This window comes from Sagittula stellata E-37 (genome assembly GCF_039724765.1).
In the GTDB taxonomy this organism is placed as follows: Bacteria; Pseudomonadota; Alphaproteobacteria; order Rhodobacterales; family Rhodobacteraceae; genus Sagittula; species Sagittula stellata.
Genome location: NZ_CP155729.1, coordinates 2,741,204 through 2,765,925, shown reverse-complemented (window position 1 = coordinate 2,765,925; position 24,722 = coordinate 2,741,204). Strand labels below are relative to the sequence as shown.

At 63.7% G+C, this 24,722-nt stretch carries 23 protein-coding genes and 1 tRNA gene; 18 read left to right on the top strand and 6 right to left on the bottom strand.

Annotated elements, in window-relative coordinates:
• Positions 1–2: 2 nt before the first annotated feature.
• From ABFK29_RS13105 to ABFK29_RS13070, 8 genes are all read left to right on the top strand, one after another.
• Positions 3–533, top strand: coding sequence for a hypothetical protein (locus ABFK29_RS13105; RefSeq protein ID WP_005855570.1), 531 nt, complete (start codon positions 3–5; stop codon positions 531–533).
• Positions 530–1,120, top strand: a complete 591-nt coding sequence (locus ABFK29_RS13100) for a YIP1 family protein (RefSeq protein WP_005855568.1) — start codon at positions 530–532, stop codon at positions 1,118–1,120. Before ABFK29_RS13105 ends, ABFK29_RS13100 begins: the two co-directional genes overlap by 4 nt.
• Positions 1,113–2,333: a cysteine desulfurase gene (locus tag ABFK29_RS13095; protein WP_005855567.1), complete on the top strand. Its 1,221-nt coding sequence runs from the start codon at positions 1,113–1,115 to the stop codon at positions 2,331–2,333. The genes ABFK29_RS13100 and ABFK29_RS13095 overlap by 8 nt, the downstream gene beginning before the upstream one ends.
• 235 nt (positions 2,334–2,568) lie before the next feature.
• Positions 2,569–2,645 (top strand) — tRNA-Arg (locus ABFK29_RS13090).
• Between the two features lie 535 nt (positions 2,646–3,180).
• Positions 3,181–3,699, top strand: a complete 519-nt coding sequence (locus ABFK29_RS13085; RefSeq protein WP_005855565.1) for a DinB family protein — start codon at positions 3,181–3,183, stop codon at positions 3,697–3,699.
• A gap of 58 nt (positions 3,700–3,757) precedes the next feature.
• Positions 3,758–4,753 carry an acryloyl-CoA reductase gene (acuI, locus tag ABFK29_RS13080; protein WP_005855564.1) on the top strand — a complete coding sequence of 332 codons (996 nt, stop codon included), beginning with the start codon at positions 3,758–3,760 and terminating at the stop codon, positions 4,751–4,753.
• A complete protein-coding gene (locus ABFK29_RS13075) occupies positions 4,746–5,159 on the top strand; it encodes a hypothetical protein (protein ID WP_005855562.1) in 414 nt (137 codons plus the stop codon). The genes acuI and ABFK29_RS13075 overlap by 8 nt, the downstream gene beginning before the upstream one ends.
• Positions 5,160–5,225: 66 nt before the next feature.
• Positions 5,226–6,644 carry a cryptochrome/photolyase family protein gene (locus tag ABFK29_RS13070; RefSeq protein WP_005855560.1) on the top strand — a complete coding sequence of 473 codons (1,419 nt, stop codon included), beginning with the start codon at positions 5,226–5,228 and terminating at the stop codon, positions 6,642–6,644.
• Positions 6,645–6,754: 110 nt separating this feature from the next.
• Here the strand turns inward: ABFK29_RS13070 and ABFK29_RS13065 are convergent, their stop codons facing one another.
• Positions 6,755–7,171, bottom strand: coding sequence for a hypothetical protein (locus ABFK29_RS13065; protein ID WP_157136545.1), 417 nt, complete (start codon positions 7,169–7,171; stop codon positions 6,755–6,757).
• A gap of 145 nt (positions 7,172–7,316) precedes the next feature.
• Between ABFK29_RS13065 and ABFK29_RS13060 the strand changes: the two genes are divergently transcribed.
• The 6 genes from ABFK29_RS13060 to ABFK29_RS13035 are packed head-to-tail and all read left to right on the top strand — an operon-like array spanning position 7,317 to position 14,354.
• On the top strand, positions 7,317–8,525 hold the full coding sequence (locus tag ABFK29_RS13060) for an SAM-dependent methyltransferase (protein WP_005861028.1): 1,209 nt from the start codon (positions 7,317–7,319) through the stop codon (positions 8,523–8,525).
• 3 nt (positions 8,526–8,528) lie between these two features.
• The gene (locus tag ABFK29_RS13055; protein WP_005861026.1) at positions 8,529–8,969 is read left to right on the top strand and encodes a TrgA family protein; all 441 of its coding nucleotides are present in this window, start codon (positions 8,529–8,531) and stop codon (positions 8,967–8,969) included.
• Positions 8,970–8,973: 4 nt separating this feature from the next.
• A complete protein-coding gene (locus ABFK29_RS13050) occupies positions 8,974–10,095 on the top strand; it encodes an NUDIX domain-containing protein (RefSeq protein ID WP_005861024.1) in 1,122 nt (373 codons plus the stop codon).
• 60 nt (positions 10,096–10,155) lie between these two features.
• Positions 10,156–11,184: a cysteine synthase A gene (locus ABFK29_RS13045; RefSeq protein ID WP_005861022.1), complete on the top strand. Its 1,029-nt coding sequence runs from the start codon at positions 10,156–10,158 to the stop codon at positions 11,182–11,184.
• Positions 11,181–13,637 (top strand): DUF3772 domain-containing protein, encoded by a 2,457-nt coding sequence (locus ABFK29_RS13040; protein WP_005861020.1) that lies wholly within the window; start codon positions 11,181–11,183, stop codon positions 13,635–13,637. The genes ABFK29_RS13045 and ABFK29_RS13040 overlap by 4 nt, the downstream gene beginning before the upstream one ends.
• Entirely contained in the window at positions 13,638–14,354 is a 717-nt protein-coding gene (locus ABFK29_RS13035) for an alanyl-tRNA editing protein (protein ID WP_005861018.1), read from the top strand.
• Positions 14,355–14,536: 182 nt separating this feature from the next.
• Here ABFK29_RS13035 and ABFK29_RS13030 read toward each other — a convergent pair whose 3' ends face one another.
• Positions 14,537–14,953, bottom strand: a complete 417-nt coding sequence (locus ABFK29_RS13030) for a Fur family transcriptional regulator (protein ID WP_005861016.1) — start codon at positions 14,951–14,953, stop codon at positions 14,537–14,539.
• Positions 14,954–15,115: 162 nt separating this feature from the next.
• On the opposite strand from ABFK29_RS13030, the gene ABFK29_RS13025 reads away from it, so the two are divergent.
• Positions 15,116–16,075 (top strand): EamA family transporter, encoded by a 960-nt coding sequence (locus ABFK29_RS13025; RefSeq protein WP_050772449.1) that lies wholly within the window; start codon positions 15,116–15,118, stop codon positions 16,073–16,075.
• A 212-nt stretch (positions 16,076–16,287) separates the two neighbouring features.
• Here the strand turns inward: ABFK29_RS13025 and ABFK29_RS13020 are convergent, their stop codons facing one another.
• The 4 genes from ABFK29_RS13020 to ABFK29_RS13005 all read right to left on the bottom strand — a co-directional run bounded on the left by ABFK29_RS13020 (position 16,288) and on the right by ABFK29_RS13005 (position 20,515).
• Entirely contained in the window at positions 16,288–17,715 is a 1,428-nt protein-coding gene (locus ABFK29_RS13020) for a protein adenylyltransferase SelO (protein ID WP_005861012.1), read from the bottom strand.
• Positions 17,716–17,853: 138 nt separating this feature from the next.
• Complete coding sequence (locus ABFK29_RS13015; protein WP_005861010.1) at positions 17,854–18,300, bottom strand: GNAT family N-acetyltransferase; 447 nt, start codon at positions 18,298–18,300, stop codon at positions 17,854–17,856.
• 172 nt (positions 18,301–18,472) lie between these two features.
• Positions 18,473–19,417: a nucleoside hydrolase gene (locus ABFK29_RS13010; protein ID WP_005861008.1), complete on the bottom strand. Its 945-nt coding sequence runs from the start codon at positions 19,415–19,417 to the stop codon at positions 18,473–18,475.
• Between the two features lie 150 nt (positions 19,418–19,567).
• Positions 19,568–20,515 (bottom strand): radical SAM protein, encoded by a 948-nt coding sequence (locus ABFK29_RS13005; RefSeq protein ID WP_040604830.1) that lies wholly within the window; start codon positions 20,513–20,515, stop codon positions 19,568–19,570.
• 184 nt (positions 20,516–20,699) lie between these two features.
• Between ABFK29_RS13005 and zwf the strand changes: the two genes are divergently transcribed.
• The 3 genes from zwf (at position 20,700) to pgi (ending at position 24,651) form a co-directional block, all read left to right on the top strand.
• Positions 20,700–22,154 (top strand): glucose-6-phosphate dehydrogenase, encoded by a 1,455-nt coding sequence (gene zwf, locus ABFK29_RS13000; RefSeq protein WP_005861004.1) that lies wholly within the window; start codon positions 20,700–20,702, stop codon positions 22,152–22,154.
• 156 nt (positions 22,155–22,310) lie between these two features.
• The gene (gene pgl / locus ABFK29_RS12995) at positions 22,311–22,988 is read left to right on the top strand and encodes a 6-phosphogluconolactonase (RefSeq protein WP_040604804.1); all 678 of its coding nucleotides are present in this window, start codon (positions 22,311–22,313) and stop codon (positions 22,986–22,988) included.
• Between the two features lie 82 nt (positions 22,989–23,070).
• Entirely contained in the window at positions 23,071–24,651 is a 1,581-nt protein-coding gene (gene pgi, locus ABFK29_RS12990; RefSeq protein ID WP_005860999.1) for a glucose-6-phosphate isomerase, read from the top strand.
• Positions 24,652–24,722: the final 71 nt, after the last annotated feature.

Here is a 24,722-nt window from a genome sequence, read left to right as displayed (position 1 = left end):
ACTTGGCGGTCTCGACCGATATCGTCGCGATGTATCGGGGGCCGGCGCCGGTATGGCGGCGGCTCCTGTCGCGCGCGCACAGCGAACCGCGCGCGTTGGCCTATCTGATGGGGGCCTGCGGCATCATGTTCGTGGCCCAGTGGCCCGCCATCGCCCGCCGCGTCTGGGAAACCGATCCGGCCCGTTTCAACGCCGAAGGCGGCGCGTTCCAGCAGGCCGTGCAGCCCGAGATAGGTGGCGCTCTTTTGGGGGCGGTGATCTTTCTGCCGCTCATTTTCTACGTACTGGCGCTGATGCTGTCGCTTCTTTCGCGGCTGACCGGCCGACGTGTCGTGGCCTTCGACGGGCGGCTGATCCTGTTCTGGTCGCTCCTGGCTGCAACCCCTCTTGCGCTTCTGAACGGCCTCGTGGCCGGTTTTGTCGGCCCGGGTATCGGATTGACCATCGTGGGTGCCTTGTGGTTCGGGGTGGTTTTGTGGTTCGTGGGCACCGGGGTGCGGGAGGCGCACCGCGAGGCAGGAGTTACCGCATGACCCCCAAAGGTTTCTTCAATCTGGCTGTCGAGAGTATCTCGGCCCCACGGGAGGTCGCGCGCCTGCTCATGTCGATCAACATGAACAGGGAAGCGATCCTGACGGCTTTTGCGCTGGCCATCGTCCTGAACTCGCTGGTGTTCGGATTGACGCTGATGATGTCGTCCGCGCCGGAAAACGTGCCGTTCTTCCTGGCCTCGCCAACCGGTTTCCTCGTTGCGGAAACGGTGACGCTCGGCGGTACGATCATCGCCTTCACGGCCATGGGGCGGGTTCTGGGCGGCAGCGGACGCCTGCCCGACATGGCGCTCCTGATGATCTGGCTTCAGGTGCTCAACGTGCTGGTGCAGGTCTTCACCATTGCGCTCATTCCGGTGTCCGAGGCCTTGGTCGGTCTTGTCGTGCTGGTGTCTTCGGGCGTCGGCATCTGGATACTAGTGAACTTCGTGGCCGAAGCGCATGGGTTGCCCGGTCTCGGACGCGCGCTGGCCGTCGTTATGCTGGGTCTTCTTGCGCTCGGCTTCACTCTGTCGGTGCTACTTGTCTTGGCAGGGGTCTCCCCGGAAGGGATCATGGGAAATGTATGATGTGAACGCGGTCCGCGCGGACTTCCCCATTCTCTCACGCGAAGTGAATGGCAAACCGCTCGTCTATCTGGACAACGGTGCCTCTGCGCAGAAGCCGAAGGTGGTGATCGATGCGGTGACGAAGGGCTATGCTGAGGAATACGCAAACGTCCACCGCGGCCTTCATTTCCTGTCGAACCTCGCGACCGACAAGTACGAGGCGGTGCGCGGCGTGATCGCGACCTTCCTCGGCGCGAAAGACCCGGAAGAGATCGTCTATACAACCGGCACCACCATGGGCATCAATCTCGTGGCCTACGGTTGGGCGATGCCCCGGCTGGAGGCGGGCGACGAGATCGTCCTGTCGGTGATGGAACATCACGCCAACATCGTTCCCTGGCACTTCCTGCGGGAACGGCAGGGCGTGGTGCTCAAATGGGTCGACGTTGACGCCACCGGCGCGCTTGACCCGCAAAAGGTCATCGACGCCATAGGGCCGAAAACCAAGCTGGTCGCGGTCACGCATGTCTCGAACGTGCTGGGCACCGTGGTCGATGTTAAGGCGATCTGCGAAGGCGCCCACGCCAAGGGTGTTCCGGTGCTTGTCGATGGCTCCCAGGCGTCGGTTCACATGCCTGTCAACGTCGAGGAAATGGGCTGCGATTTCTACGCCATTACAGGACACAAGTTGTACGGTCCCTCTGCCTCCGGTGCGATCTGGATCCGCTCGGAACGCATGGCCGAGATGCGCCCCTTCATGGGCGGCGGCGACATGATCAAGGAAGTCTCCAAGGATGCGGTCAGCTACAACGACCCTCCGATGATGTTCGAAGCGGGAACGCCTGGCATCGTCCAGCAGATCGGTCTCGGCACCGCGCTGGAATACATGATGGATCTCGGAATGGAGAACATCGCCGCCCACGAGGCGGGGCTGCGCAACTATGCCATGACCCGGTTGGGCGGGCTGAACTGGCTGAATGTGCAGGGCACGACGCCAGACAAGGCCGCGATCTTTTCCTTCACGATGGAAGGGTCGGCGCATGCGCATGACATTTCGACCATCCTCGACAAGAAAGGCGTCGCGGTGCGTGCGGGGCATCATTGTGCGGGGCCGCTCATGGATCATCTGGGCGTGACGGCGACCTGTCGGGCATCCTTCGGTCTCTACAACACCGAGGCAGAGGTCGACGCACTGGTCGACGCGCTTGAACTGGCGCACGATCTCTTCGGCTGAGAAATCCGGGATCCGGGCCGCAGATCAGGTGTTGCAGCGGTCCGGGGCAGGGGTTATACGCCCCGTCAGACGTCCATGGTCAGGTGGGAAAGAGCACTGCTCTGATACGGCTTGGGTCATGGGTCGACTGTGTTGAGACGAGTGAAAATAGTAGATACAGATCAGTGGTTTGCGGGGCCGTCGATCTTTGCTTTTGTCCCGCGAAGATTTGAAGTAAAGTCTGCGCAAGCAGTTTGCACCCATAGCTCAGCTGGATAGAGTGTCGCCCTCCGAAGGCGAAGGTCGTAGGTTCGAATCCTACTGGGTGCGCCACTTCCCCCGACATCCCATACAATTGGTTCGCTGCGGTCGCTTGCCGACCGTTGCTACGCTTATGTCCAGACGGCCGGGGTTCAGTCGGTCCTTTACGGCGGTAGAGGCTTTTCGTTCGACACTCTTCGACCGCGCCGTCTACATCACGTGATGGGGTGAACGGGCAACCGGTATCCGTACGGAAGCCTTGTCATTTGAGGCGCGCGGCACTCACTGGATATGACCGTTCTCCCCGGGAGACGCCTCTTTTCGGCTGGGGAAGAAGGTCGATGCTGCTTCGGTGCGCCAACACAAGGTGCAAAGCCTGAACGATACGCAGCGACCGCCATAACTGACAGCAGACCTTGTGTGCGGCGTGTGACCGCTCTGGCGCAGGCCGGACGAGTTTGCCATCATGGGTGGTGACAGAAAAATCGGCGATCCGGACAGGCGATCCCGCAGAGTTGATCTGAACCCGTATTGCGTCAACGCGTGCCTGCGCTCGACACAGCCGCCGTCCCGCAATCAGCCACCCCGAGCCAAGAGGGCGTGCAACATGATGATCTCGACCCATTACTGCCTGACCATGGCGCGCTATAATGCGTGGCAGAACAAGCAGTTGAAGGCCTGTTTCGAGAAATTGGACAAGGCAGAGCTTGAGCGCGACAGGGGCGGATTCTTCGGGTCGATCTTTGCCACGGCCAACCACCTGCTCTGGGGCGACTCGATCTGGATGTCCCGTCTGACCGATCGTCCGCGCCCTCCGGGAGGCATAGACGACAGCCCCCGCATGACGAGATCCCGGGAAGACTGGGAGATCGGGCGTTTCCAGCTCGACGGGGACATCCTTCTATGGGCGGAACATCTGCGCGCCATCGACCTGGCAGGGGAACTGCGCTGGTACTCCGGCGCGGTCGGGGCCGACATGGTGAGGCCCGTTTCGCTTTGCGTCGCGCATATGTTCAATCACCAGATACACCACCGTGGACAGATCCATGCGATGCTGACGGCTGCCGGGCTGAAGGCCCCGACAAGCGACCTTGTCTTCATGTCGCAGGAGGGGCCCTGGCTCTAGGGTTGCGCTCCGCCTGCGGCTCAGTGAGAAAAGGCGCAACGTCATAAAGGAGAGCGATATGTTCAAGGCACTCGTGGTGGAGAAGGACGAAGAGAGCGGCAAGACCTCCGCGTCGGTGAAGGATCTCTCGCTGGATGACCTGCCCGATGGTGAGGTGACCGTCGCCGTCGACTATTCGACCGTGAACTACAAGGACGGGCTCTGCGTCGGCTCCGGCGGCGGGCTGGTGCGGAAGTGGCCGCATGTTCCGGGCATCGACTTTGCAGGTGTGGTCGAGGAGTCCTCCGATGACCGTTACAAGCCGGGCGACAAGGTCGTCCTGACCGGATGGCGCGTCGGAGAGGCGCACTGGGGCGGGTATGCGCAGAAAGCCCGGGTCAAGGCCGACTGGCTGGTTCCATTGCCCGATGGCCTGGACACGCGTTCGGCGATGGCCGTTGGAACCGCGGGTCTGACGGCGATGCTGGCGGTCATGGCATTGCAGGATCACGGTCTTGAACCCGGTCATGGCCCTGTCCTCGTGACGGGCGCCGCGGGTGGCGTGGGTTCCGTGGCGACGGCGATCCTTGCCAATCTTGGGCACGAAGTGGCGGCGGTCACCGGCCGCCCTGAACAGGAAGCCTACCTGCGCGGTCTCGGCGCCACTGAAATCGTGCCCCGCGAAGAGCTGACCGAGGTCACGAAGAAACCGCTGGAAAGCGAACGCTGGTCCGGCTGCGTCGATGCGGTCGCGGGTGCGATGCTGGGCCGCGTGCTGAAGCAGATGAATTACGGCGCCTCGGTCGCGGCCATCGGCCTCGCGGGCGGGGCGGCGATCGACGGGGCGCTCATCACGCCTTTCATCCTGCGCGGCGTCAACCTTCTGGGCATCGACAGCGTCATGCAGCCCTATGCCAACCGCGTCCGCGCGTGGGAACGCATCGCCTCCGATCTTCCCATGGCCAAGCTTGAGGAAATGGTTCAGCCGGCGGTACTGTCCGATCTGCCGCAGCTTGGCCGCGATATCCTGAAAGGCCAGGTGAAGGGCCGCGTCGTGGTGGATGTGAATGCCTGAACCGTCAGAGGCGGAGCTTGCCAGGATCCACGACGAACGCGCGGCAATCTTCCGCCCCGCATGGTTCGGGAACCTAGCAAAGGGGCGGCTGTCGCTCGGCGAGACCTTCTGGGGCGGTTATGTCGGCGTGCAATTGATCGCCATGCCGCTTTGGATCCTCGCCATGGTGCCTGCCATCGCTGCGGAAAGCGACGGGCTTGTGCCCTACAGCCTCCCGTGGGTCCTCGTGCTGGTGTTCTACCTGTTGCAGCTTGGCTGGACCCTTGCCGTCACCCGCGCCGTATTGGGCGTGGCGCCGAAAGCCAGGCAGGCCGGCGGCTGGCGCTGGGTGGCGATGATCGTTGCGCTCGTGATCGCGGCCCAATCCCTTGCGCTGATCTTCACGTGGGTCACGGGACGCCTCTGACGCAGGCGCGGCCCTTGCCTTGCGCCCGGACGTGCTACGTCCGGGCAAAGCAAGGAAAGAAGACCGATGACCGACACGCCGCCGACCCTCGTCTGGTTCCGCCGGGACCTGCGCCTCTCTGATCACGCCGCTCTGACAGAGGCCGCCAGTGGCGGACCGGTGATACCCGTTTTCATCCGCGACGCGCTGGTCGACGGCCTCGGCACCGCTCCGCAATGGCGCCTCGGACTGGGGCTGAAGTCCTTTGCAGAGGCGCTCGAGGCCAAGGGCAGCCGGCTGATCCTGCGGTCCGGTCCGGCGGTAGAGGTGCTCTCTGAGCTGGTGAATGAAACCGGTGCCAAAGCCGTCTACTGGAGCCGCGCCTACGATCCCGACAGCGTGGACCGCGACACCCGCGTCAAGGAGACGCTGAAGGGCGACGGCATCGATGCGCAAAGCTTCACCGGGCACCTGCTGTTCGAACCCTGGACGGTCGAGACCGGGCAGGGCGGGTTTTACAAGGTCTACACGCCCTTCTGGAAGGCTGTGCGCGGGTGCGACGTGCCCGCCGCGCTGTCCTCCCCCTCCGATCTCCAGGCGCCCGCCACCTGGCCCGATGGCGAAACCCTCGCCGATTGGGAACTGGGCAAAGGCATGCGCCGCGGTGCGGATGTCGTGCGCCCCTACGTTCAGCTTGGCGAGCAGGCGGCACAGACCCGGCTCGGGGTGTTCATGCGCGACAAGGTGGCCGACTATGCCACCACCCGCGACGAAGTCTCGAAAGACGGCACCTCGTGCCTCAGCGAGAACCTGTCGCTGGGCGAAATCAGCCCCGCCCAATGCTGGCACGCGGGCTGCCGCGCAATAGAGGACGGCAAGCCCGGCGCAGAAACGTTCCTCAAGGAACTGGTCTGGCGCGAGTTCGCGTATCACCTCATGTGGCATACGCCGCGCCTGCTCGACGGCAACTGGCGGCAGGAATGGGACGGCTTCCCGTGGAAGACCGACGAACGCCTGCGCGAAGTCAAGGCATGGAAGCAGGGCCGCACCGGCATTCCCTTTGTCGACGCCGCGATGCGTGAACTCTACGTCACCGGGCGCATGCACAACCGCGCCCGCATGATCGTTGCCAGCTACCTGACCAAGCATCTTATGTGCCACTGGAAGATCGGCATGGCGTGGTTCGAGGACTGCCTGATCGACTGGGACCCGGCCTCGAATGCACTGGGCTGGCAATGGTCGGCGGGATCAGGGCCGGATGCAACGCCTTATTTCCGGGTCTTCAACCCCGTCACCCAGCGCGAGAAGTTCGATCCGGACTGCGCTTACGTGACCCGCTGGATCGCCGAGGGACGCAAATCCCCCTCCGACACCGCACTCAGCTACTTCGACGCCATCCCCGAAAGCTGGCCGATGGCGCCAGGCGATGCCTATCCCGACCCGATCGTCGACCCGAAGGAGGGCCGCGAGGCGGCGCTCGACGCCTACCAGAACCGCGATTTTTGACAGCCGCATCCAGCCGCCACCGGCCCCTTCATCTTGGAAAAATACCTCGGGAGGGGTTCGGGGAGGGCAGGGCCCTCCCCGCGCGCGGGCCCGAAGGGCCCGCAAACCGGTCAGCCATTCGACACGCCGGCCATCGATCCCATGGCGACCCAACCGGTCCGCCCATTGCCGAAGTTCATCTTGCAAACCGGCTTTGAGTCGTCGCAGGTCTGGATGAACCCGCCCTCTCCGGGCAGCAGCGTGCCTGTGGCGGTCGTGCGCTCGGCTTCGCTGTAGATCGACACCGCGTCGCCGCCCATGTTGAAGTAGGCGATGTTGCGCGGCAGGTCCCGGCGCCAGTTCTGCGTGGCCGGTGTGGCGGCCGGCTGGCCGGGGGCCGGGCTGGACAATGTGGTGGAGCCCGACAGGGTGATCGGTCCGTCGGTTCGCGGGGACGGCTGGGTCGCAGGTTGCACCACCTGCCGCACCTGTCCGCATGAAGCGAGGCCCGCAGCCAGCAAACATGCCATCAGAATCTTTCGTCTCACGCCCCTGTATCTCCTGTTTTCAATTCATTCGGGCATCCGGGCACCCAGAAAACACCACTTTCAGCGAAATCCCAAGCCCGAAGCCTTGCCGGGTTGTTTCTCAAGCATAAACTCCTTCGAAATAAATGAAAATCGAAAGCTGCACATGGCCCTGACCTCACTCGCGAACCAGACCGGACTGCCCCGTTATTTCAGCCGCGTTTTCGAAATGGCGCAGGGAATGGAGCGCGGTCGGCTGGACATGATCCTTCCGGACGGTCGGCGTTTCAGGGCCGAAGGTGCCACACCCGGCCCGGTTGCAGAGGTCCAGCTCAACGATCCGGATATCTTCGCGCGTTTGATCCGCGAAGGAGACCTGGGGTTCTGCGAGGCCTACCTCGACGAAGGCTGGTCGACGCCGGACCTCATGGCCTTCCTCGATTTGGTGCATGCCAATGAGGACTCGCTGTTCGATGGGTTCCCGGGGCAGGGCCTCGTCCGTACGTGGGAGCGGTTCCGTTTCTGGATGGTGCGAAACTCCAGGAGGCAGGCGCGCCGGAACATCGCGCATCACTACGATCTCGGCAACGACTTCTACGGCCTCTGGCTTGACGAGACGATGACCTATTCCTCGGCGCTCTTCGAAACCGGGCAGGAAAGCCTGGAGAATGCCCAGATCGCCAAGTACGCCGCGCTCGTCGACGCGATGGAAGCGCAACCCGGCGATCACGTCCTCGAAATCGGCTGCGGCTGGGGCGGCTTCGCGGAATACGCCGCACGGGAACGCGGGTTGCGCGTCACCGGCCTGACGTTGTCGAAAGAGCAGCACGATTATGCACGGGACCGGATGCGGCGCGAGGGTCTTGCGGACCGGGTCGAGATCAAGCTGCAGGACTATCGTGACGAGCAGGGCATCTACGACGGCATCGCGTCCATCGAGATGTTCGAGGCCGTGGGAGAGAAGTACTGGCCGGTCTACTTCGACAGCGTGCGCGGCCGTCTGCGCCCGGGGGCGAATGCGTCGCTTCAGGTGATCACGGTCCAGCACAAAAGGTGGGAGGTCTATCGCAAGGGTGTCGACTTCATTCAGAAATACATCTTTCCCGGCGGCATGCTGCCCAGTCCCGAGGTCCTGCGCCGCGAGGTTGAGCGCGCAGGGCTGCAGGTGGTGAAATCCATCGAGTTCGGCGAAAGCTACAGCACGACTCTGCGCCGCTGGCACGACGTCTTCAACGACCGCTGGGACGAGGTCGCCTCGCTTGGATTCGACGACCGTTTCCGTCGCATGTGGAATTTCTATCTCGCCTCTTGCGCCGCCACGTTCCGCAGCGGTAACTGTGACGTGACCCAGATCACGATCAAGAGGCCAGCCTGATCCATGCCAACCGCCGCAAGACTGGTCGCCGCAATCTGTCTGGCGGTCGTTGCGTGGTTCGCATCGGAGGCGGTCAAGCAACTGTTTCCCGAAGGCACGAATTTTGGCTCATTCGATACGGTCAACGTGAGTATCGGCCTGCTGATCGGCTGGTTCGTTCTAGGCGCGCGCAGCGGGCGGGGCTATGCTTCGGGCATATCGAACGGCTTCACCAGCGTGATCGCCCTGACGTTCTGGGCGTTGTTCGTGCAGGCGACCTACGAGATGGTGAACCGTTCCTTCCGGCGCTTCTACGACAGCCCTTTCGAAGCCATCGGCTCGATATTCGAGATCGGTATGGATTATGGCCTGAAGATGCTCGATCCGACTGTGATCGTCACTCTGCTGATCGGGGGTATCGTCTCCGGTCTGGTGGCGGAGGTTGCCGGTCAGCGATGGAAGTGATCCGATGACCGACCTGTTCTTTTACGGTACGCTGCGCGATCCGGCCCTTCTGGACATCGTACTTGGCCGAGCCGCAGATACGACGCCGGCGCATCTGCCGGAACACGCTGTGGTCGAAGCCGAGGGCCAATCCTTCCCGCTGCTCATCGCAAAGGAGAACGCAAGGGCCGAGGGCGTACTTGTGCGCGACCTTTCCGAGCGCGACATCGCACGTCTGGACTTCTACGAAGGCGCCTTCGACTATGCACTGATGTCCTTGACGGTGGACACGGCGGACGGTGCGGCGGACGCGCTCGTCTACATGCCGCCCGTGGGGCGCTGGCCGGAGGGGAACGCATGGTCGCTTGACGCCTGGCAGGCACGGTGGGGAGAGGTCTCGCGGCGCGCCGCCTCCGAAGCGATGGGCCGTTTCGACACGCAATCGGGGGAATCGGTCCGGGCGCTCCTGCCGTTTTTCCGCAATCGGGCATGGTCGCGGATGATCGCTGCGGAGGGCGCACCGCAAACGCTGCGCACCTCGCGCACCATTGCCGACGTCGAACTGAAGGCCGAGGATGGCGGCTATGACGGCTTTTTCCGCCTGAAGCCCTTTCGACTGCGCTATCCCACCTTCGACGGCGGCATGAGCGAGGAACTGAGGCGAGAGTGCTTCGTGGCATACGACGTCTCGCTGGTGTTGCCCTACGATCCGGCGACCGATTGCATCCTGCTGGTCGAACAGCTCCGCTTCGGCCCGATCCACCGTGGCGACCCGGTCCCATGGGTACTGGAAGTGGTGGCCGGGATGGTCGACGCCGGTGAAACCCCCGAAGAGGCCGCCCTGCGCGAGACGCGCGAGGAGGCCCGGCTCGACCTCGACCGGCTGATACGGGTGTCAGGCGGCTATGCCTCGCCCGGATACAGCACGGAGTTCTATCACAATTTCATCGGTCTGTGCGATCTCTCCGAGAGCAGTGCGCGCTTCTCCGGCGGCCTCGACGAGGAACACGAGGACATTCGCAACCATGTCCTGAAGTTCGACGACGCCATTCGCCTGATCGAAACCGGCGAGATCAACGCCGTCCCGCTCCAGATGCTGCTCTATGCCCTGATGGCGCGGCGCCCGGAATTGCGCGCGGATGCTTGAGTTCCCGGAGGGGCACGCCTAAACCATAGGGCCAGACCACGCGAGCCGAAAGGACCCCTGATGCATATCGCCGCCGACCTCCCCCAGGCCGTTGGGAACACGCCGCTGATCAAGCTCAGGAAAGCTTCCGAGATGACCGGATGCGAAATCCTCGGCAAGGCGGAATTCATGAACCCGGGCCAGTCGGTGAAGGACCGGGCCGCGCTCTACATCATCAAGGATGCGGTGGAGAAGGGTCTCCTTGCGCCCGGTGGCACCATCGTCGAAGGCACGGCAGGCAATACCGGAATCGGCCTTGCGCTGGTCGGCGCCTCCATGGGCTTCAAGACGGTCATCGTCATGCCCGAGACGCAGAGCCAGGAAAAGAAGGACATGCTGCGCCTTGCCGGGGCCGAACTGGTTCTGGTGCCCGCCGCGCCGTACTCCAATCCCAACAACTATGTCCGCTATTCCGGCCGCCTGGCCGAGGAGCTGGCCAAGACCGAGGCGAAGGGCGCGATCTGGGCCAACCAGTTCGACAACACCGCCAACCGTCTGGCGCACATCGAGACCACCGGTCCGGAGATCTGGGAACAGACCGGCGGCAAGGTGGACGGCTTTGTCTGCGCCGTGGGTTCCGGCGGTACGCTGGCCGGTGTCGGCATGGCGCTGCAACCGAAGGGCGTGAAGATCGGTCTGGCCGATCCGGAAGGCGCGGGCCTTTACAAGATCTACACCGGCGAGGAAAACCCCGGAAACTCGATCACCGAAGGTATCGGGCAGGGGCGGATCACCGCCAACCTCGAAGGCTTCACCCCCGATTTCTGCTGGCGCGTGCCCGATGACGAGGCGCTGCCGGTTGTCTTCGATCTGTTGCAGGAAGAAGGGCTTTGCCTCGGCGGGTCGTCCGGCGTGAACGTCGCGGGCGCGATCCGCCTCGCGAAGGAAATGGGGCCGGGTCACACCATCGTCACCATACTTTGCGATTATGGCAACCGCTATCAGTCCAAGCTGTTCAACGTCGACTTCCTGAAGGACAAGGGCCTGCCCGTTCCGGCGTGGATGGACCGCGCACCTGCCAGCATCCCGGGCGTGTTCGAAGACGCATGACCTATCTCAGACGGGCATTGTCGCGGGTCCTGATCGCAGGGCTGCTTTGTCTTGCCATGTTCGCGGGCGAGGTATCGGCCCAGGACGTGGCTCAGCCGGACTACACGGAATGGGAGCTGCGGGCGCGGGCCGACGAGGTGAAGCTGGACCTTGGCACCGCGGCCGTGACCGAGCTGGAAACCATGCGTGCCCGGATCGCCGACTGGCGCGCGCAATTCCTCTCCGCTCAGGGCACGAACGAGGCACGCATTGCCACGGTACGCGCGCAGATCGACGCGCTGGGTCCCGCGCCCAAGGAAGGGGACAGTGAACCGGCGGACATCGCGGCACGGCGCGAGGCGCTGAACAGCCAGCTTGCGGAACTGCGCGCCCCGGTGATCCAGGCCGAAGAGGCCTACACCCGCGCCGATGGCATCATCTCCCAGATCGACAGCATCATCCGCGACCGCCAGGCTCGGGAGGTTCTGGCGCTGGGGCCTAGCCCGCTCAATCCGGCCAATTGGACAAGGGCGGCGTCCGATCTGCTCAATTCGTGGCAAGGTGCCTGGCAGGAGATCAAGGACAACGTCACATCGCCTGCCTACCAGACAGAGGCGCGGCGCAACCTGCCTTTGGTGCTCCTGCTTATGGTGATCGGCGTGATGCTGATCGCGCAGGGCAAACGCTGGGCGCTGATGGGTGTGGAACAGGTCCGCGGCAAGGCCCGGCGCGGCACCGGTGTCTTCCGTTTCCTGATTTCCCTGGGCCAGATCCTGCTGCCCTACCTCGGGATCTACGCGTTGGTCGAGGCCGTCGAGGCCACCGGCTTTTCGGGCACGCGCTGGGAATTCCTGCTGGGCGAATTGCAGTACTGGGCGGCGCTCATGCTGGGCACACGCTGGCTGGCCGACCAGACCTTCCACGAGGACAGCGACCGCGCCACCATCCCCCTCAAGGACAATGCACGCTGGGAGGCCCGCCGCCTCGCCAATGCGCTGGCGTTAGTCTACGTCTTCGCCGAGATGGTCGTGGCCCTTGGCGAAGTCGACAGCTATTCCGCCGAAACAGCCGCAGTGGTGAAGTTTCCGGTGCTGGTGATCGCCAGCCTCGCACTGTTCCGACTGGGGCGGATCATCTCCCTAGACGGCAACGCCGAGATGTCGGACGGCGAGGATCGCACCGCCTTTCGTCTGCGCTTCCAACGCTTGCTGGGCCGGATGGCCATGGTGGTGTCGGTCGTGGGCACGTGCATGGCGGCGATCGGTTACTTCCGCTTCGGCGAGGCCACGGTCTACCCCTATATCGCCACCCTCGCTCTGGTGTTCATCGTCCTCGTTCTCCAGCGGTTCATCTTCGACCTGTCGGAACTGATCAACGGGTCGACACACACGGAAGGCGATGGTCTGATCCCGGTTCTCGCGGGTTTCATTCTGAGCGCCGCCGCGTTGCCGTTCCTCGCTTTGATCTGGGGCGCGCGCAGCGCCGATTTGTCCGAGGTCTGGACGCGGTTCCGCGAAGGCTTTGTCTTTGGCGACACCCGGATTTCGCCGACCGATTTCCTCGTGGTCATCATCGTCTTTGTCGTCGGCCTCATGCTGACGCGCCTGTTGCAGGGCGCGCTCAAGTCCTCCGTGCTCCCGAAGACCAAGATCGACAAGGGCGGGCAGACGGCGATCACTTCAGGTATCGGGTATATCGGCATCTTCCTTGCCGGTGTCGTGGCGATCACCGCCGGCGGGCTAGACCTATCGTCGCTTGCCATCGTCGCAGGTGCACTGTCAGTCGGTATCGGTTTCGGTCTCCAGACCATCGTCTCCAACTTCGTCTCGGGCATCATCCTGCTGATCGAACGCCCGATTTCCGAGGGCGACTGGATCGAGGTCAACGGCACGCATGGCATCGTCAAGGACATCTCTGTCCGCTCCACCCGGATCGAGACCTTCGACAAGTTCGACCTAATCGTTCCCAATGCTGACCTGATCTCTGGCACCGTGTCGAACTATACGCGTGGCAACTCGCTCGGGCGGCTCATCGTGTCGGTCGGCGTGGCCTACGGCACCGACACGCGTAAGGTGGAGAAGATCCTGCTCGACATCGCGCGCCGTCACGACATGGTGCTGATGAACCCCGAGCCGTTCATCAACTTCGCGGGGTTCGGAGCAGACTCGCTCGATTTCGAGATCAGGGTGATCCTGCGCGATGTGGGGCAGGTGCTGGTGGTGGGCACCGACATGCGCCATCAGATCATGGAGGCCTTCAGGGAGGCCGGGATCGAGGTGCCGTTCGCGCAGCGCGACATCTGGCTCCGCAATCCGGAGGTGCTGTCGCCCGGCGGCGGCCGGCAGCCCAAGGAGCCGGCCAGAGAGGCCACCGTCATACCGACACAGAAGGGCGGGCCAGGCACCGCCGCCGGAGCCGAGCCGCCGGGTAACGATGGCGAACCGTCGGGCGACACCGGAGAAGGAGACAGGTAGATGACGGACCACTTGTACGGCGAGGACACGTACCGGCGCGACGCGCCCGGTGTCGTGGTCGCCCAAACGCCAGAGGGCGGCGTTGTCGTCGAACCCGCTCTCTTCTACCCCAAGGGCGGCGGGCAGCCGGGAGACAGCGGCTGGCTCGAATGGGATGGGCGTTCGCTGGCCATTGCCACGACCGTCAGGGGCGAGGGCGGTTCCAGTATCCTCGTCCCGGCCGAACCTGCGCCGCTGCCGCCGCTCGGCGCCCATGTGGTCCAGATCCTCGACTGGGAACTGCGCCACAAATACATGCGTGTCCACACGGCGCTTCACCTGCTCAGTGTCGTCATCCCGCTACCGGTCACCGGCGGCCAAATCGGAGCAGGGACCGGACGGCTCGACTTCCTCATGCCGGAACCGCCGTCCGACAGAGACGGGATAGAACAGGCATTGGTCCACCTCGTCGACCGCGACCTGGAAGTGACCGATGGCTGGATCTCCGAGGATGAACTGGACGCGCGCCCGGAACTGGTCAAGACCATGTCGGTCCAGCCGCCGCGCGGGGCGGGGCGCATCCGGCTCGTCCGTATCGGCACTGGCACCGAACAGGTGGATCTCCAGCCATGTGGGGGCACGCATGTGGCCCGTACCGGCGAAATCGGGGCCGTGAAGCTCGGCAAGATCGAGAACAAGGGCAAGCAGAACCGACGGGTGAACATCATCCTCGCCTGAGGTCTGTTGCGGCAAAGTGCTGGCTTGCCGACCCTGCGGTGGGCGGGCCCGAGTGGCGACCGGTCGGACTTGGCGATGAGAGTGAGGGCCACGGCGGTCCAATCAAACGGGAGTTGCGCCGGGACACTGCGTTGTCGGGCTGACCGCATCGAATAGTCCGCACCCGAACCGGCGCGCGGGTCTTACTTTCGCTTCTTGATCGGGGTGCCGTACAGTTCCATCCGGTGGCCCTTCAGCCGGTAACCGAGCTTCTCTGCGATCTTTTCCTGCAGGGCTTCGATCTCTTCATCTACGAACTCGATGACCGCTCCGGTGGTCAGGTCGATCAGGTGGTCGTGGTGTTCCCGGTCGGCGTCCTCGTAGCGCGCACGGCCGTCGCCGAAATCGACCTTTTCAAGAATGCCGGCCTCTTCGAACAGCTTCACCGTCCGGTAGACCGTCGCAATCGAAATGTTGGGATCGCGGGTCGAGGCGCGGGCATAAAGCTCTTCCACATCCGGGTGATCTGTCGCGTCTTCAAGCACTTCCGCGATTGTGCGCCGCTGGCCTGTCATGCGCAGACCCTGCGCGGCGCAACGCTCTGTGATGGTGTCGGGCATGTGCGGTCCGGCAAGGTTATGACTGCGTGTCCTCCGTTGTAGGCAATCGCGTGGCGAAGGCCAAGAGGCGCGCGGCGTCTTGGAGACCGGAACCGACCTGCCAACGGAGCCGGGTGTCGCACCGGGGATTGACCCGGAGCGTGATCGGGTGTCTGGGAAGGCATGGAACGCAAGAGCTCTATGGATTTGCCCGGAGCGGCCGGTTTGACGGCCTTTGCCGTGGCGCTCGCCTTCAATCAGGTCGTCATCAAGCTGACCAATGCCGGATTCGGCCCGGTGTTCGGGGCCGGACTACGGTCACTTCTGGCCTTGGCGGTGCTGTCCCTCTGGGTGGTGATGCGCCGCCGCCGCATGGGCAATTTGACGGCGACGCTTTGGCCGGGTCTGCTTCTGGGCTCTCTCTTCGGGCTGGAGTTCATATTTCTATTCAAGGCGTTGGACATGACCTCCGTCTCGCGGGCCTCGATCCTCTTCTACTCGATGCCGGTCTGGCTGGCGGTGGTGGCGCATCTGACCCTTCCGGGCGAACGGCTGTCCCTGCGGCGCACGGCTGGGCTCGGGCTGGCCATGGCTGGCGTGGCCTGGGCGCTTGCCGATCCGCAAAGCCGGGCCGGGGGCGACCTGTTGGGTGATCTGCTGGCCCTTTGCGCCTGCTGGTGCTGGGCCGGGATTGCACTCACGGTCCGCCTGTCGAAGGTATCGCAACTCCCTGCCGAAGGGCAGTTGTTCTGGCAGCTTGCGGTGTCGAGCGTGATCCTTCTGTGCGTCGCACCGCTCATGGGGCCACTGATCCGGACCCCGGACTGGATAAGCTATTCGGCGCTGGGGTATGGCGTGCTGGTGGCAAGCATGGGCTTCCTGTTCTGGCTATGGCTGATGACGATTTACCCGGCCTCCGATATCGCATCGTTCAGCTTTCTCTCGCCAGTGCTGGCGGTTGTGTTCGGCTGGCTCATCTTCGCAGAACCGGTCGGCCCGCAATTCATCCTGGCGCTTGGGCTGGTGGCCGTGGGGATCGTTCTGATCAACCGGCGAAAGCGACCTTCGCCGCTGGCCGAACCCGCTGGTCCCGAAGGACTCGCCTCCGCCGGTCGCGACACAGGTTCACTCAAGTCGGACTGACACGTTTCTGGGTAGGCGCGTCAGCGTATCGAGTGACGGATTCGTGCGTGCCCCTACGCTGCCGACTGGCTTGGCAAAAAGCGGGCCCGCAACGGCATTTTTCCCAGAAACGAAGCTGTCGTTTGCGCCACTACTGCAGGCGCCGAGCTTCCAAGGCGCGATCAAATGCTGTGCGAGGGGCTGCCAAGGCCCCTCACGATTGTGCCGAGTTATCACGTACCGCAGAAGGTGGCGGTGACGACTTCATCCTCTTTCGGCGGCCGCGTCAGGTAGTAATAGTCCTCCGAAAGTTCATACGGCTTGGCAAGCGCGTCGCGCAACATATTGAAAACGCTGTCATCACCAGTGGCCGCTGCCTGGATCGCTTCCTCGATCCGATGATTGCGCGGAATGACAAACGGGTTCGCGGCAGAGAGCACGGCCTGCGGATCGTCCTCTTCCGACAGGCGGTCTTGCCAGCGGCGGTGCCAATGGTCGTAGGCCGCGCGGTCAGCGATCTCATCCCGGGCCGATCCGAGCCTCAGCGCTGCGAAAGTGTTGGTGAAGTCGGACCCGCCCGCCTGCATGAGCTGCAACAGCTCGCCGATCAGCGCACCGTCCCCGTCGCGTGGGGCGTCAATCCCCAGTTTCGCGGAGAATCGGGCCAACCACTCAGCCTGGAGGTGGTCCGGCATGGCGTGGACCTCCTTTGTGAAGGTCTCTACCGCCGCTTCCTGATCCTGCATCAGGGGAATCAGCGCGGTCGCCAACTGAGCCATGTTCCAGACGATGATGTCAGCCTGGGCCGCATAGGCGTAGCGCCCGTAGGTGTCGATCGAACTGAAGACCTTGCGAGGGTCATAGGCGTCGAGGAAGGCGCAGGGGCCATAGTCGATGGTCTCGCCCGACAGCGTGCAGTTGTCGGTGTTCATCACCCCGTGGATGAAGCCGACGGACATCCATTGCATCACCAGCGCGGCCTGCCTGCGGATCACGGCGCGGAGCAGGTCGGTCGGAGAGCCCGCGTCGGGATAGTGGCGATCCACGGTGTAATCGAACAGCGTCTGGAGGCCCGAATGGTCCTTGAGGTTCGCGAAGTACTGGAAGGTTCCGACGCGGATGTGGCTGGACGCGACGCGGGTGAAGACGGCGCCGGGCAGAGGGCGGTCGCGGATGATCTCCTCTCCGGTGCGACACGCGGCCAGCGCACGTGTGGTCGGAATGCCAAGCGCATGCATCGCCTCGGATACGAGGTATTCACGGATGACCGGACCGACCCACGCCCGCCCGTCGCCACGGCGCGAAAAGGGAGTCGGTCCCGATCCCTTCAACTGGATGTCGACGCGGCGGCCGTCGGGGGTCAGCACCTCGCCCAGAAGATGCGCGCGGCCGTCGCCCAGTTGCGGTGAATAGCCGCCGAACTGATGCCCGGCATAGACCTGCGCCAGTGGCTCCGCACCATCCGGCAGCGCGTTGCCCGAGAAGAGCGCGGCCAACGCGTCGTCGGTCATGTCGCGCGTTCCGGTGATCCCGAGGCTTTCCGCAAGCGGGTGGTTGAAGGCGATCAGGCTGGGACGCGCCACGCGGCTGGGAGGCAGGCGGGCTGCAAAACCTTCGGGGAGGCGGGCGTAGCTGTTGTCGAACGGGATATGCAGGGTCATGACCGAAATATAGGCGGGCAGGGGGCCGCTTGACAGGGGGAGCAGCGGTGTATCGCTTTCCCTATGCGCGCGCCAACGCACTGGACCGGAAGATGTGCGTGACATGCCGCGCTGCAGGAGCACGTCCCCGGTGTGGTGTCAGAGCACGCGAGACATGAAGATGTAACCATCGCGCGCCTTGAACTTGTTGCGGGCGTAAAAGGTCTGGGCCTTGTCGTCTTCGCGGTCGACCTCAAGGTGCAGGGCGCGGACACCCGCGTCCTTCAGTGCCATGGCGATGCCATGCACCGCCTCGCCGCCCATGCCTCGTCCGCGAACGGCGGGCCGTATGTAGATCTCGTCCACGATGGCGTCGAGCCCGCCGAATTCCAACGACCAACCGAAAGTAATAGCGATGTACCCGACCGGAGCCCGACGCGGTCCGATCAGCCAGATCGCGCCATGCGGAGAGCCGTCGAGCAACGGCTGGATCGCGGCCCGATGATGCTCGGCATCCGTGCCAAACTCCATTTCCGCATGAAAACCGGCCACCATGGGGAGCAATTTCGGCAGATCGTCGGCAGTGGCGAGGTGCAGGGATTTCATGCGGACGTCCAACGGGCAGAGGCCGCAATCAGAGCAAAGGGGTCCGGAGCCGCGCAAGACAAGGGGTCTGTTGCATCCTGTCGCATAGCAAACCCGGCACCGGCCAAAAAAAGTGACAGGGCGCGTCCACGAGCGCTGCCATCCTGCTTCCGCACGCACATGTTTCGAACTGTCATAGTCGGCCCAGCCGTTCGGTGAGCAGGGCAAAGAAGCCGTCCGCGTCTATGGAGCCCATAAAGGTCGCGTTGGGCGCGCGGTCAGTGACACGCCACCAGTCGGCGACGGTCATGCCGAGGGTGAGGTCGGAGGCGGTCTCGATCTCGACGTTTATGTGCCGGCCTTTGAACAGGTCGGGGGCAATCACGTAGGCCGTCACGCAAGGGTCGTGCAAGGGGGCCCCGAGGGAGCCGTATTTCTCCTTGTCGAAGCGTTCGAAGAAGTCGGTCATCTCGGCCACAGCTTGGCCCACCGGTGTTCCGAGCGCGCGGAAGGCATCATTGCGGGGCTTTGTCACCAGTGCCTTGTGGGTGACATCCAGCGGCATGACGGTGATCGGCGCGCCACAGGCAAACACGAGCTTGGCGGCCTCCGGGTCGACGTAGATGTTGAATTCTGCGGTGGGCGTGATGTTGCCGACCTCGAAATAGGCGCCGCCCATCAGGACGATCTCGGCGATGCGCGATGCGATGTCGGGGGCCTTCTGCAACGCAGTCGCGATGTTCGTAAGCGGTCCGAGGGGGCAGAGGGTGACGCTGCCTGCCGCCTCGGCGCGCAGGGTGTCTATGATGAAATCCACCGCGTGCTGGTCGGCGACGGGCATCGTGGGTTCGGGCAGAACGGGGCCGTCGAGGCCGGTCTTGCCATGGACATGTTCGGCGGTGACCAGGGGCCGGGCCAACGGTGCATCGCAACCCGCGAAGATCCGGGTTTCTGGCTTGCCTGCCAGTTCGCAGACGATCCGAGCGTTTCGGGTGGTCAGGTCCAGCGGCACGTTGCCCGCGACCGTGGTGACGCCGAGGACCTCGATGTCTTCGGGAGAGGCGAGGGCCAGCAGAATCGCGACGGCGTCGTCCTGCCCGGGGTCTGTGTCGATGATGATCTTGCGGGGCGTGGTCATGGCGCGTCTCCTCGTGCGGGGTTTTGGTGACACGCGGGGCGGAGTGCTGCAAGTGGCGAAAGGAAGCCGGCAGGCAATGGCCCGCCGAAAAGGCTTGCACCGCGGCGGCTTACACGTTGGGGATGATTTGCTGACCGAGAATCGCGTACCTCAGGCCGAACAGCTTGCCCCGCCGAGGACGCAGAACTTGGCGCAATGGGGATGGTTCAGGGCGACCTCGCCCTCGGCCTCCGCCAGGGTGGTGCCAAGCTCGAACTCCGCATCGTAGGGCAGGAGCGTGCAGGCAAGGACGGCGGGGCGGTCGGCGCCTTTCCGTTTCACAACCATGCGCGAGGACGAACACATCACGGAGGACGGCTGTTTGCCGAGGATGCCCCAGCATGCGGTCGTGATCTCCGGCACCTCGACGGTCTCGTCCATCTCGGGGAAGAGCACGGTCTGGCCCGGGTTGGTCGCGTTGATGTCGAAGTGTTCGAGCGCGAACAGATCGGCAAAACCCTGCCGCGCCCCGGCATCGGATTCGTGCCAAAGGGTGCGTCCGGCGACGGCCATCCTGATCCCCTCGTCACGCAGCCAGCGCATGCCTTCGATTGTCTTGGCAAAGCTTCCCGCGCCGCGCTCTGCGTCGTGCTGGCTGGCGGAATAGTGGTCGAGCGAGATGCGCAGGTTCAGCCGGTCGCCGTGTTCCGCCTGAAGCTCCCTAAGGCCGCGCTGGACGTGGGGGCGCATCATCGGGCGCATGGCATTGGTGAGGATCAGCACCTCGTACCCACGTTCGAGCGCGGCGCGGGTCATGGCGATCATTTCGGGGTTCATGAAAGGCTCGCCGCCGGTGAATCCGATCTCGCGCACGCCCCAGTCGCGATCTTCGAGCTGGTCGAGATAGCTCTCGACCTCGGCGGTGGTGATGTAGACGAGGCTGTCGTTCTCGGGCGAACTTTCGATGTAGCAGTTGGCGCATGTGATGTTGCAGAGCGTGCCTGTATTAAACCAGAGCGTCTGAGGGTCCGTCAGCGCGACACGCGCCCGGGGTTCGCCTTTCGCGGTCACGTACGGATCGCTGAATTTGCCCTCGTTGGCGAGGTTGGCGTCTTTCATCTGGCTCTCCGTGCTGTGCGACCGTGCCAGAAGATGATGCATCTCTTGGGCCGACAAGACAATTTGGTCCCACGCCTTTGTGAAGGGCAAGATCGCTGTTAGACTCTGTGCAACAGATGGGCTACGTCGTGCTCGACAGGTCGTTAGCGCTAACGATGCTGCGGAACTGAAAGGATGTTTTGCCATGGTGTCTCGTGTCATTCCTGTGGATGGTTTCGACCTCGTGATCTTCGGCGGCACAGGCGATTTGGCGCGCCGCAAGATTTTGCCCGGCCTCTTCCGCCGTTTTTGCGCGGGCCAGATGCCAGAGGATGCCCGTATCATCGGCGCCGCCCGGTCCGAGATGGACGACGCGGCGTTTCGCGAGACGGTCGCCGAGGCGATCCGGGAGTTCGGCGGCGCACAGGGGGCCGACGAAGCGCTGGCCGAGGCCTTCCTTGAGCGGGTCGGCTACGAGCACGTGGACGCCACGGGCGAAACCGGCTGGGAGTCGCTGAAAGGGCGGCTCAGGGATGGCGTGGTGCGGGCATTCTATTTTTCGGTCGCGCCGTCGCTTTTCGGGGCGTTGGCGGAACGGCTGCGCAGCTTTGGACTTGCCGACGACGAAAGCCGCGTGGTGGTCGAAAAGCCGTTCGGCAAGGACCTTGAGACGGCAAAGGCGCTGAACGCCACGCTGGCCGAGCATTTCGACGAGACACAGATCTACCGGATCGACCATTACCTCGGGAAGGAGACGGTTCAGAACCTCATGGCCGTGCGGTTCGGGAACATGCTGTTCGAGCCCCTGTGGAACGCGCAGTACGTGGACCACATACAGATCACCGTGGCCGAAACGGTGAGTGTGGCGGGCCGGGGTTCCTACTACGACACGTCCGGCGCGATGCGGGACATGGTGCAGAATCACCTGATGCAGCTCCTGTGTCTAATCGCGATGGAGCCGCCTGCGCGGTTCAATCCTGACGCTGTGCGCGACGAGAAGCTGAAGGTGATCCGGGCGCTGGACCCAGTGGACCACCACCAGGTCGTGCGTGGGCAGTACGAAGCGGACGACACACAGCCGGGCTACAGGACCCATGTGGACGACCTGCGCTCGACGACCGAAAGCTTTGTTGCGCTGAAATGCCATATCTCCAACTGGCGATGGGCGGGCACGCCGTTCTACCTGCGCACCGGCAAGATGTTGCGCTCGCGCACCTCCGAGATTGCTGTGGTCTTCAAGGACGCGCCGCATTCGATCTTCGGTCCCGAAGCGGGCACCCACCGCAACGTGCTGGCGATCCGCTTGCAGCCGAACGAAGGCATGACGCTCGGCGTGACCATCAAGGAGCCGGGACCGGGCGGCATGCGCCTTGTCGACGTGCCGCTGGACATGACCTTCGCCGAAGCGCTGGGGCCGGATGCAGAAGAGGTGCCGGATGCCTATGAAAGGCTCATCATGGACGTGATCCGGGGCAACCAGACGCTGTTCATGCGGGGTGACGAGGTTGAGGCAGCCTGGGCCTGGACCGACCCGATCATCGCGGGCTGGAAACGGCGCGGCGATGTGCCCAAACCCTACGATCCCGGTTCGAACGGGCCCGAGGATGCGCTGATGCTGATGCATCGTGACGGCCGCAAGTGGCGAGAGATCAAGGCTTGAGACACGACGCCCGATGACGCATTTTCCCGGCGGCGGCTCTCGACCGTGGTCGGGTCTTCGCCGAATAGGGTTGCAGTGGACGGTCTTGCTCCCGAGTGACGAGTGGCGCGCCTGTGGCGGGTGCGCCGCGGACAGACCGAGGAAGGACATGACGGTTTGACCTACGAATTTTTCGAGTACCCGGATCGCGAAATGCTGTCGATCGAGCTTGCGCAACGTTTGGCGGGCGACCTGCGTCTGGCGCTGCAGCACGAGGATCGTGCTGCACTGGTTGTGCCGGGCGGCACGTCACCCGGTCCGATCTTCGACGATCTCTGCGCGGCAGACCTGGATTGGAGCCGGGTGGATGTGCTGCTGGGCGATGAACGCTGGGTGCCGGAGGACAGCCCGCGCTCAAACACTGCGCTGATAAAGTCGCGGCTGCTGGTCGATCGTGCGGCAAAAGCCCGTTTTCTGCCCCTCTATGCCCCTTTCGATGCGCCTGAAGACGCGCTTGAGGACTTGAGTGCGCCCATCGCCGATGTGCTTCCGCTGGCCGTCGTCCTTCTGGGGATGGGCACGGACATGCACACCGCATCGATGTTCCCGGAGGCCGACCGCCTGGAAGAGGCGTTGAAGCCTGACGCGCCGATCCTGATGGCGATGCGTGCCCCCGGTGCGCCTGAGCCGCGGATCACGCTGTCGGCGCATGTGCTGAACGGCGCCATGTCGAAACACGTGCTGATCTACGGTGAGGAAAAGCGGGCGGTGCTGGAAAGCGCCCGTGGAAAACCGGCTCTCGAGGCGCCCATCAACGCGGTCCTCGATGAGGCCAAGGTACATTGGGCGCTTTGAACCGCTGTTTCGCGCGGCAGAGCAGTGAGACATCTGAAATCAGGCCGGATGCTAACGCCCGGCGAGCAATGGGGAAACTGGAATGTTCGAGGCTGTAAAGGCGCAGGCGGCGCGCATCGGAGATCGCAGGATCGAGGACCTGTTCGCCGACACCGGGCGTGCCGAGAGGTTCAGCGTAGCCGCGCTGGGGATGCTCTTCGACTATTCCAAGACGCAGATCGACACGGAGGTCGAGGCCGCACTGCTGGCGCTGGTCAATGAAGCGAAGGTCGCGGAGCGGCGCGAAGCGATGTTCGGCGGCGCCAAGATCAACGAGACCGAAGGGCGCGCGGTGCTGCATACCGCACTGCGCAACCTCGACGGCGATCCGGTTCTTGTCGACGGCAACGATGTGATGCCGGAAGTGCTGGAGACACTCGGACGGATGGAAGCCCTGTCCCGTGAACTGCGGGGCTCCAACGTGACCGACGTGGTGAACATCGGCATCGGCGGTTCCGATCTGGGGCCGGTGATGGCGACGCTGGCACTGGCACCCTACCACGACGGACCGCGTTGCCATTTCGTGTCGAACGTCGATGGCGCCGATATCACTGACACGCTGAAGGGACTGGATCCGGAGAAAACGGTTTTCATCGTGGCGTCCAAGACATTCACCACGATCGAAACGATGACCAATGCACGATCGGCCAAGGACTGGTTGGCAAGCCATGGTGTTTCCGACGAGGGAAAGTTCATCGCTTTGTCCTCCAACGCGGAGAAGGCCGGAGCCTTTGGTATCCCGGAGGAACGCGTCTTCGGCTTCGAGGACTGGGTCGGTGGACGCTATTCCATGTGGGGCCCCATCGGTATGTCTGTGATGATCGCCATCGGGCCGGAGAATTTTCGGGCCTTCCTGAACGGCGCGCGTGCGATGGACGTCCATTTCCGCGAAGCGCACCCGTCGGCGAACCTGCCCGTCATGTTGGCCCTTGTGGGGATTTGGCACAATCAGGGGTTGGGGTATGCGACGCGGGCGGTGCTGCCGTACGAAAACCGGTTGATGCGGCTGCCGGCCTACCTCCAGCAGCTTGAGATGGAGAGCAATGGCAAGGGTGTCAGCATGGACGGCGCCGATCTGCCCTTCGACAGCGGTCCTGTCGTGTGGGGCGAACCGGGCACCAACGGCCAGCACGCCTTTTACCAGCTGATCCATCAGGGCACGCGGGTCATCCCGTGCGAGTTTATGGTCGCCGCGAAAGGGCATGAGCCCGGTTTGGCACATCATCATCAGCTTCTCGTCGCGAACTGCCTGGCACAATCGGAAGCGCTGATGCGTGGCCGGAGCCTCGACGAAGCGCGCAACAAGGTCGCGGACAAGTTCGTGGGGAACGAGTTGGAGCGTCAGGCGAGGCACCGGGTTTTCCCGGGCAACCGGCCCTCGACGACGCTGATGTACGAAACGCTGGACCCGGAAACCCTGGGCAAGATCGTGGCGCTCTACGAGCATCGGGTGTTCGTCGAGGGGGTGATCCTCGGGATAAACTCTTATGATCAATGGGGCGTGGAGCTGGGCAAGGAGCTGGCGACTGCGCTTGGACCGCTGGTGAGCGGAGAGGCGCCGATATCCGGAAAGGACGGCTCTACCGAGCAATTGCTGCATTTCGTCCATACAAATCAGGGTTGAGCGTGTCGTGAAGTATCGTCGCAAGAGGCGTGGAACGCGGATGAATGCGGAATGTTCCGCGCCAATGCGAA

Coding starts and splice junctions, on each gene's coding strand:
- ABFK29_RS13070 (WP_005855560.1), top strand. CDS start 5,226: ATGACCGACACGCCGCCGACCCTCGTCTGGTTCCGCCGGGACCTGCGC.
- ABFK29_RS13085 (WP_005855565.1), top strand. CDS start 3,181: ATGATGATCTCGACCCATTACTGCCTGACCATGGCGCGCTATAATGCG.
- ABFK29_RS13040 (WP_005861020.1), top strand. CDS start 11,181: ATGACCTATCTCAGACGGGCATTGTCGCGGGTCCTGATCGCAGGGCTG.
- ABFK29_RS13060 (WP_005861028.1), top strand. CDS start 7,317: ATGGCCCTGACCTCACTCGCGAACCAGACCGGACTGCCCCGTTATTTC.
- ABFK29_RS13025 (WP_050772449.1), top strand. CDS start 15,116: ATGGAACGCAAGAGCTCTATGGATTTGCCCGGAGCGGCCGGTTTGACG.
- zwf (WP_005861004.1), top strand. CDS start 20,700: ATGGTGTCTCGTGTCATTCCTGTGGATGGTTTCGACCTCGTGATCTTC.
- acuI (WP_005855564.1), top strand. CDS start 3,758: ATGTTCAAGGCACTCGTGGTGGAGAAGGACGAAGAGAGCGGCAAGACC.
- ABFK29_RS13020 (WP_005861012.1), bottom strand. CDS start 17,715: ATGACCCTGCATATCCCGTTCGACAACAGCTACGCCCGCCTCCCCGAA.
- ABFK29_RS13045 (WP_005861022.1), top strand. CDS start 10,156: ATGCATATCGCCGCCGACCTCCCCCAGGCCGTTGGGAACACGCCGCTG.
- ABFK29_RS13005 (WP_040604830.1), bottom strand. CDS start 20,515: ATGAAAGACGCCAACCTCGCCAACGAGGGCAAATTCAGCGATCCGTAC.
- ABFK29_RS13095 (WP_005855567.1), top strand. CDS start 1,113: ATGTATGATGTGAACGCGGTCCGCGCGGACTTCCCCATTCTCTCACGC.
- ABFK29_RS13010 (WP_005861008.1), bottom strand. CDS start 19,417: ATGACCACGCCCCGCAAGATCATCATCGACACAGACCCCGGGCAGGAC.
- pgi (WP_005860999.1), top strand. CDS start 23,071: ATGTTCGAGGCTGTAAAGGCGCAGGCGGCGCGCATCGGAGATCGCAGG.
- ABFK29_RS13050 (WP_005861024.1), top strand. CDS start 8,974: ATGACCGACCTGTTCTTTTACGGTACGCTGCGCGATCCGGCCCTTCTG.
- ABFK29_RS13030 (WP_005861016.1), bottom strand. CDS start 14,953: ATGCCCGACACCATCACAGAGCGTTGCGCCGCGCAGGGTCTGCGCATG.
- ABFK29_RS13075 (WP_005855562.1), top strand. CDS start 4,746: ATGCCTGAACCGTCAGAGGCGGAGCTTGCCAGGATCCACGACGAACGC.
- ABFK29_RS13035 (WP_005861018.1), top strand. CDS start 13,638: ATGACGGACCACTTGTACGGCGAGGACACGTACCGGCGCGACGCGCCC.
- ABFK29_RS13100 (WP_005855568.1), top strand. CDS start 530: ATGACCCCCAAAGGTTTCTTCAATCTGGCTGTCGAGAGTATCTCGGCC.
- ABFK29_RS13015 (WP_005861010.1), bottom strand. CDS start 18,300: ATGAAATCCCTGCACCTCGCCACTGCCGACGATCTGCCGAAATTGCTC.
- ABFK29_RS13055 (WP_005861026.1), top strand. CDS start 8,529: ATGCCAACCGCCGCAAGACTGGTCGCCGCAATCTGTCTGGCGGTCGTT.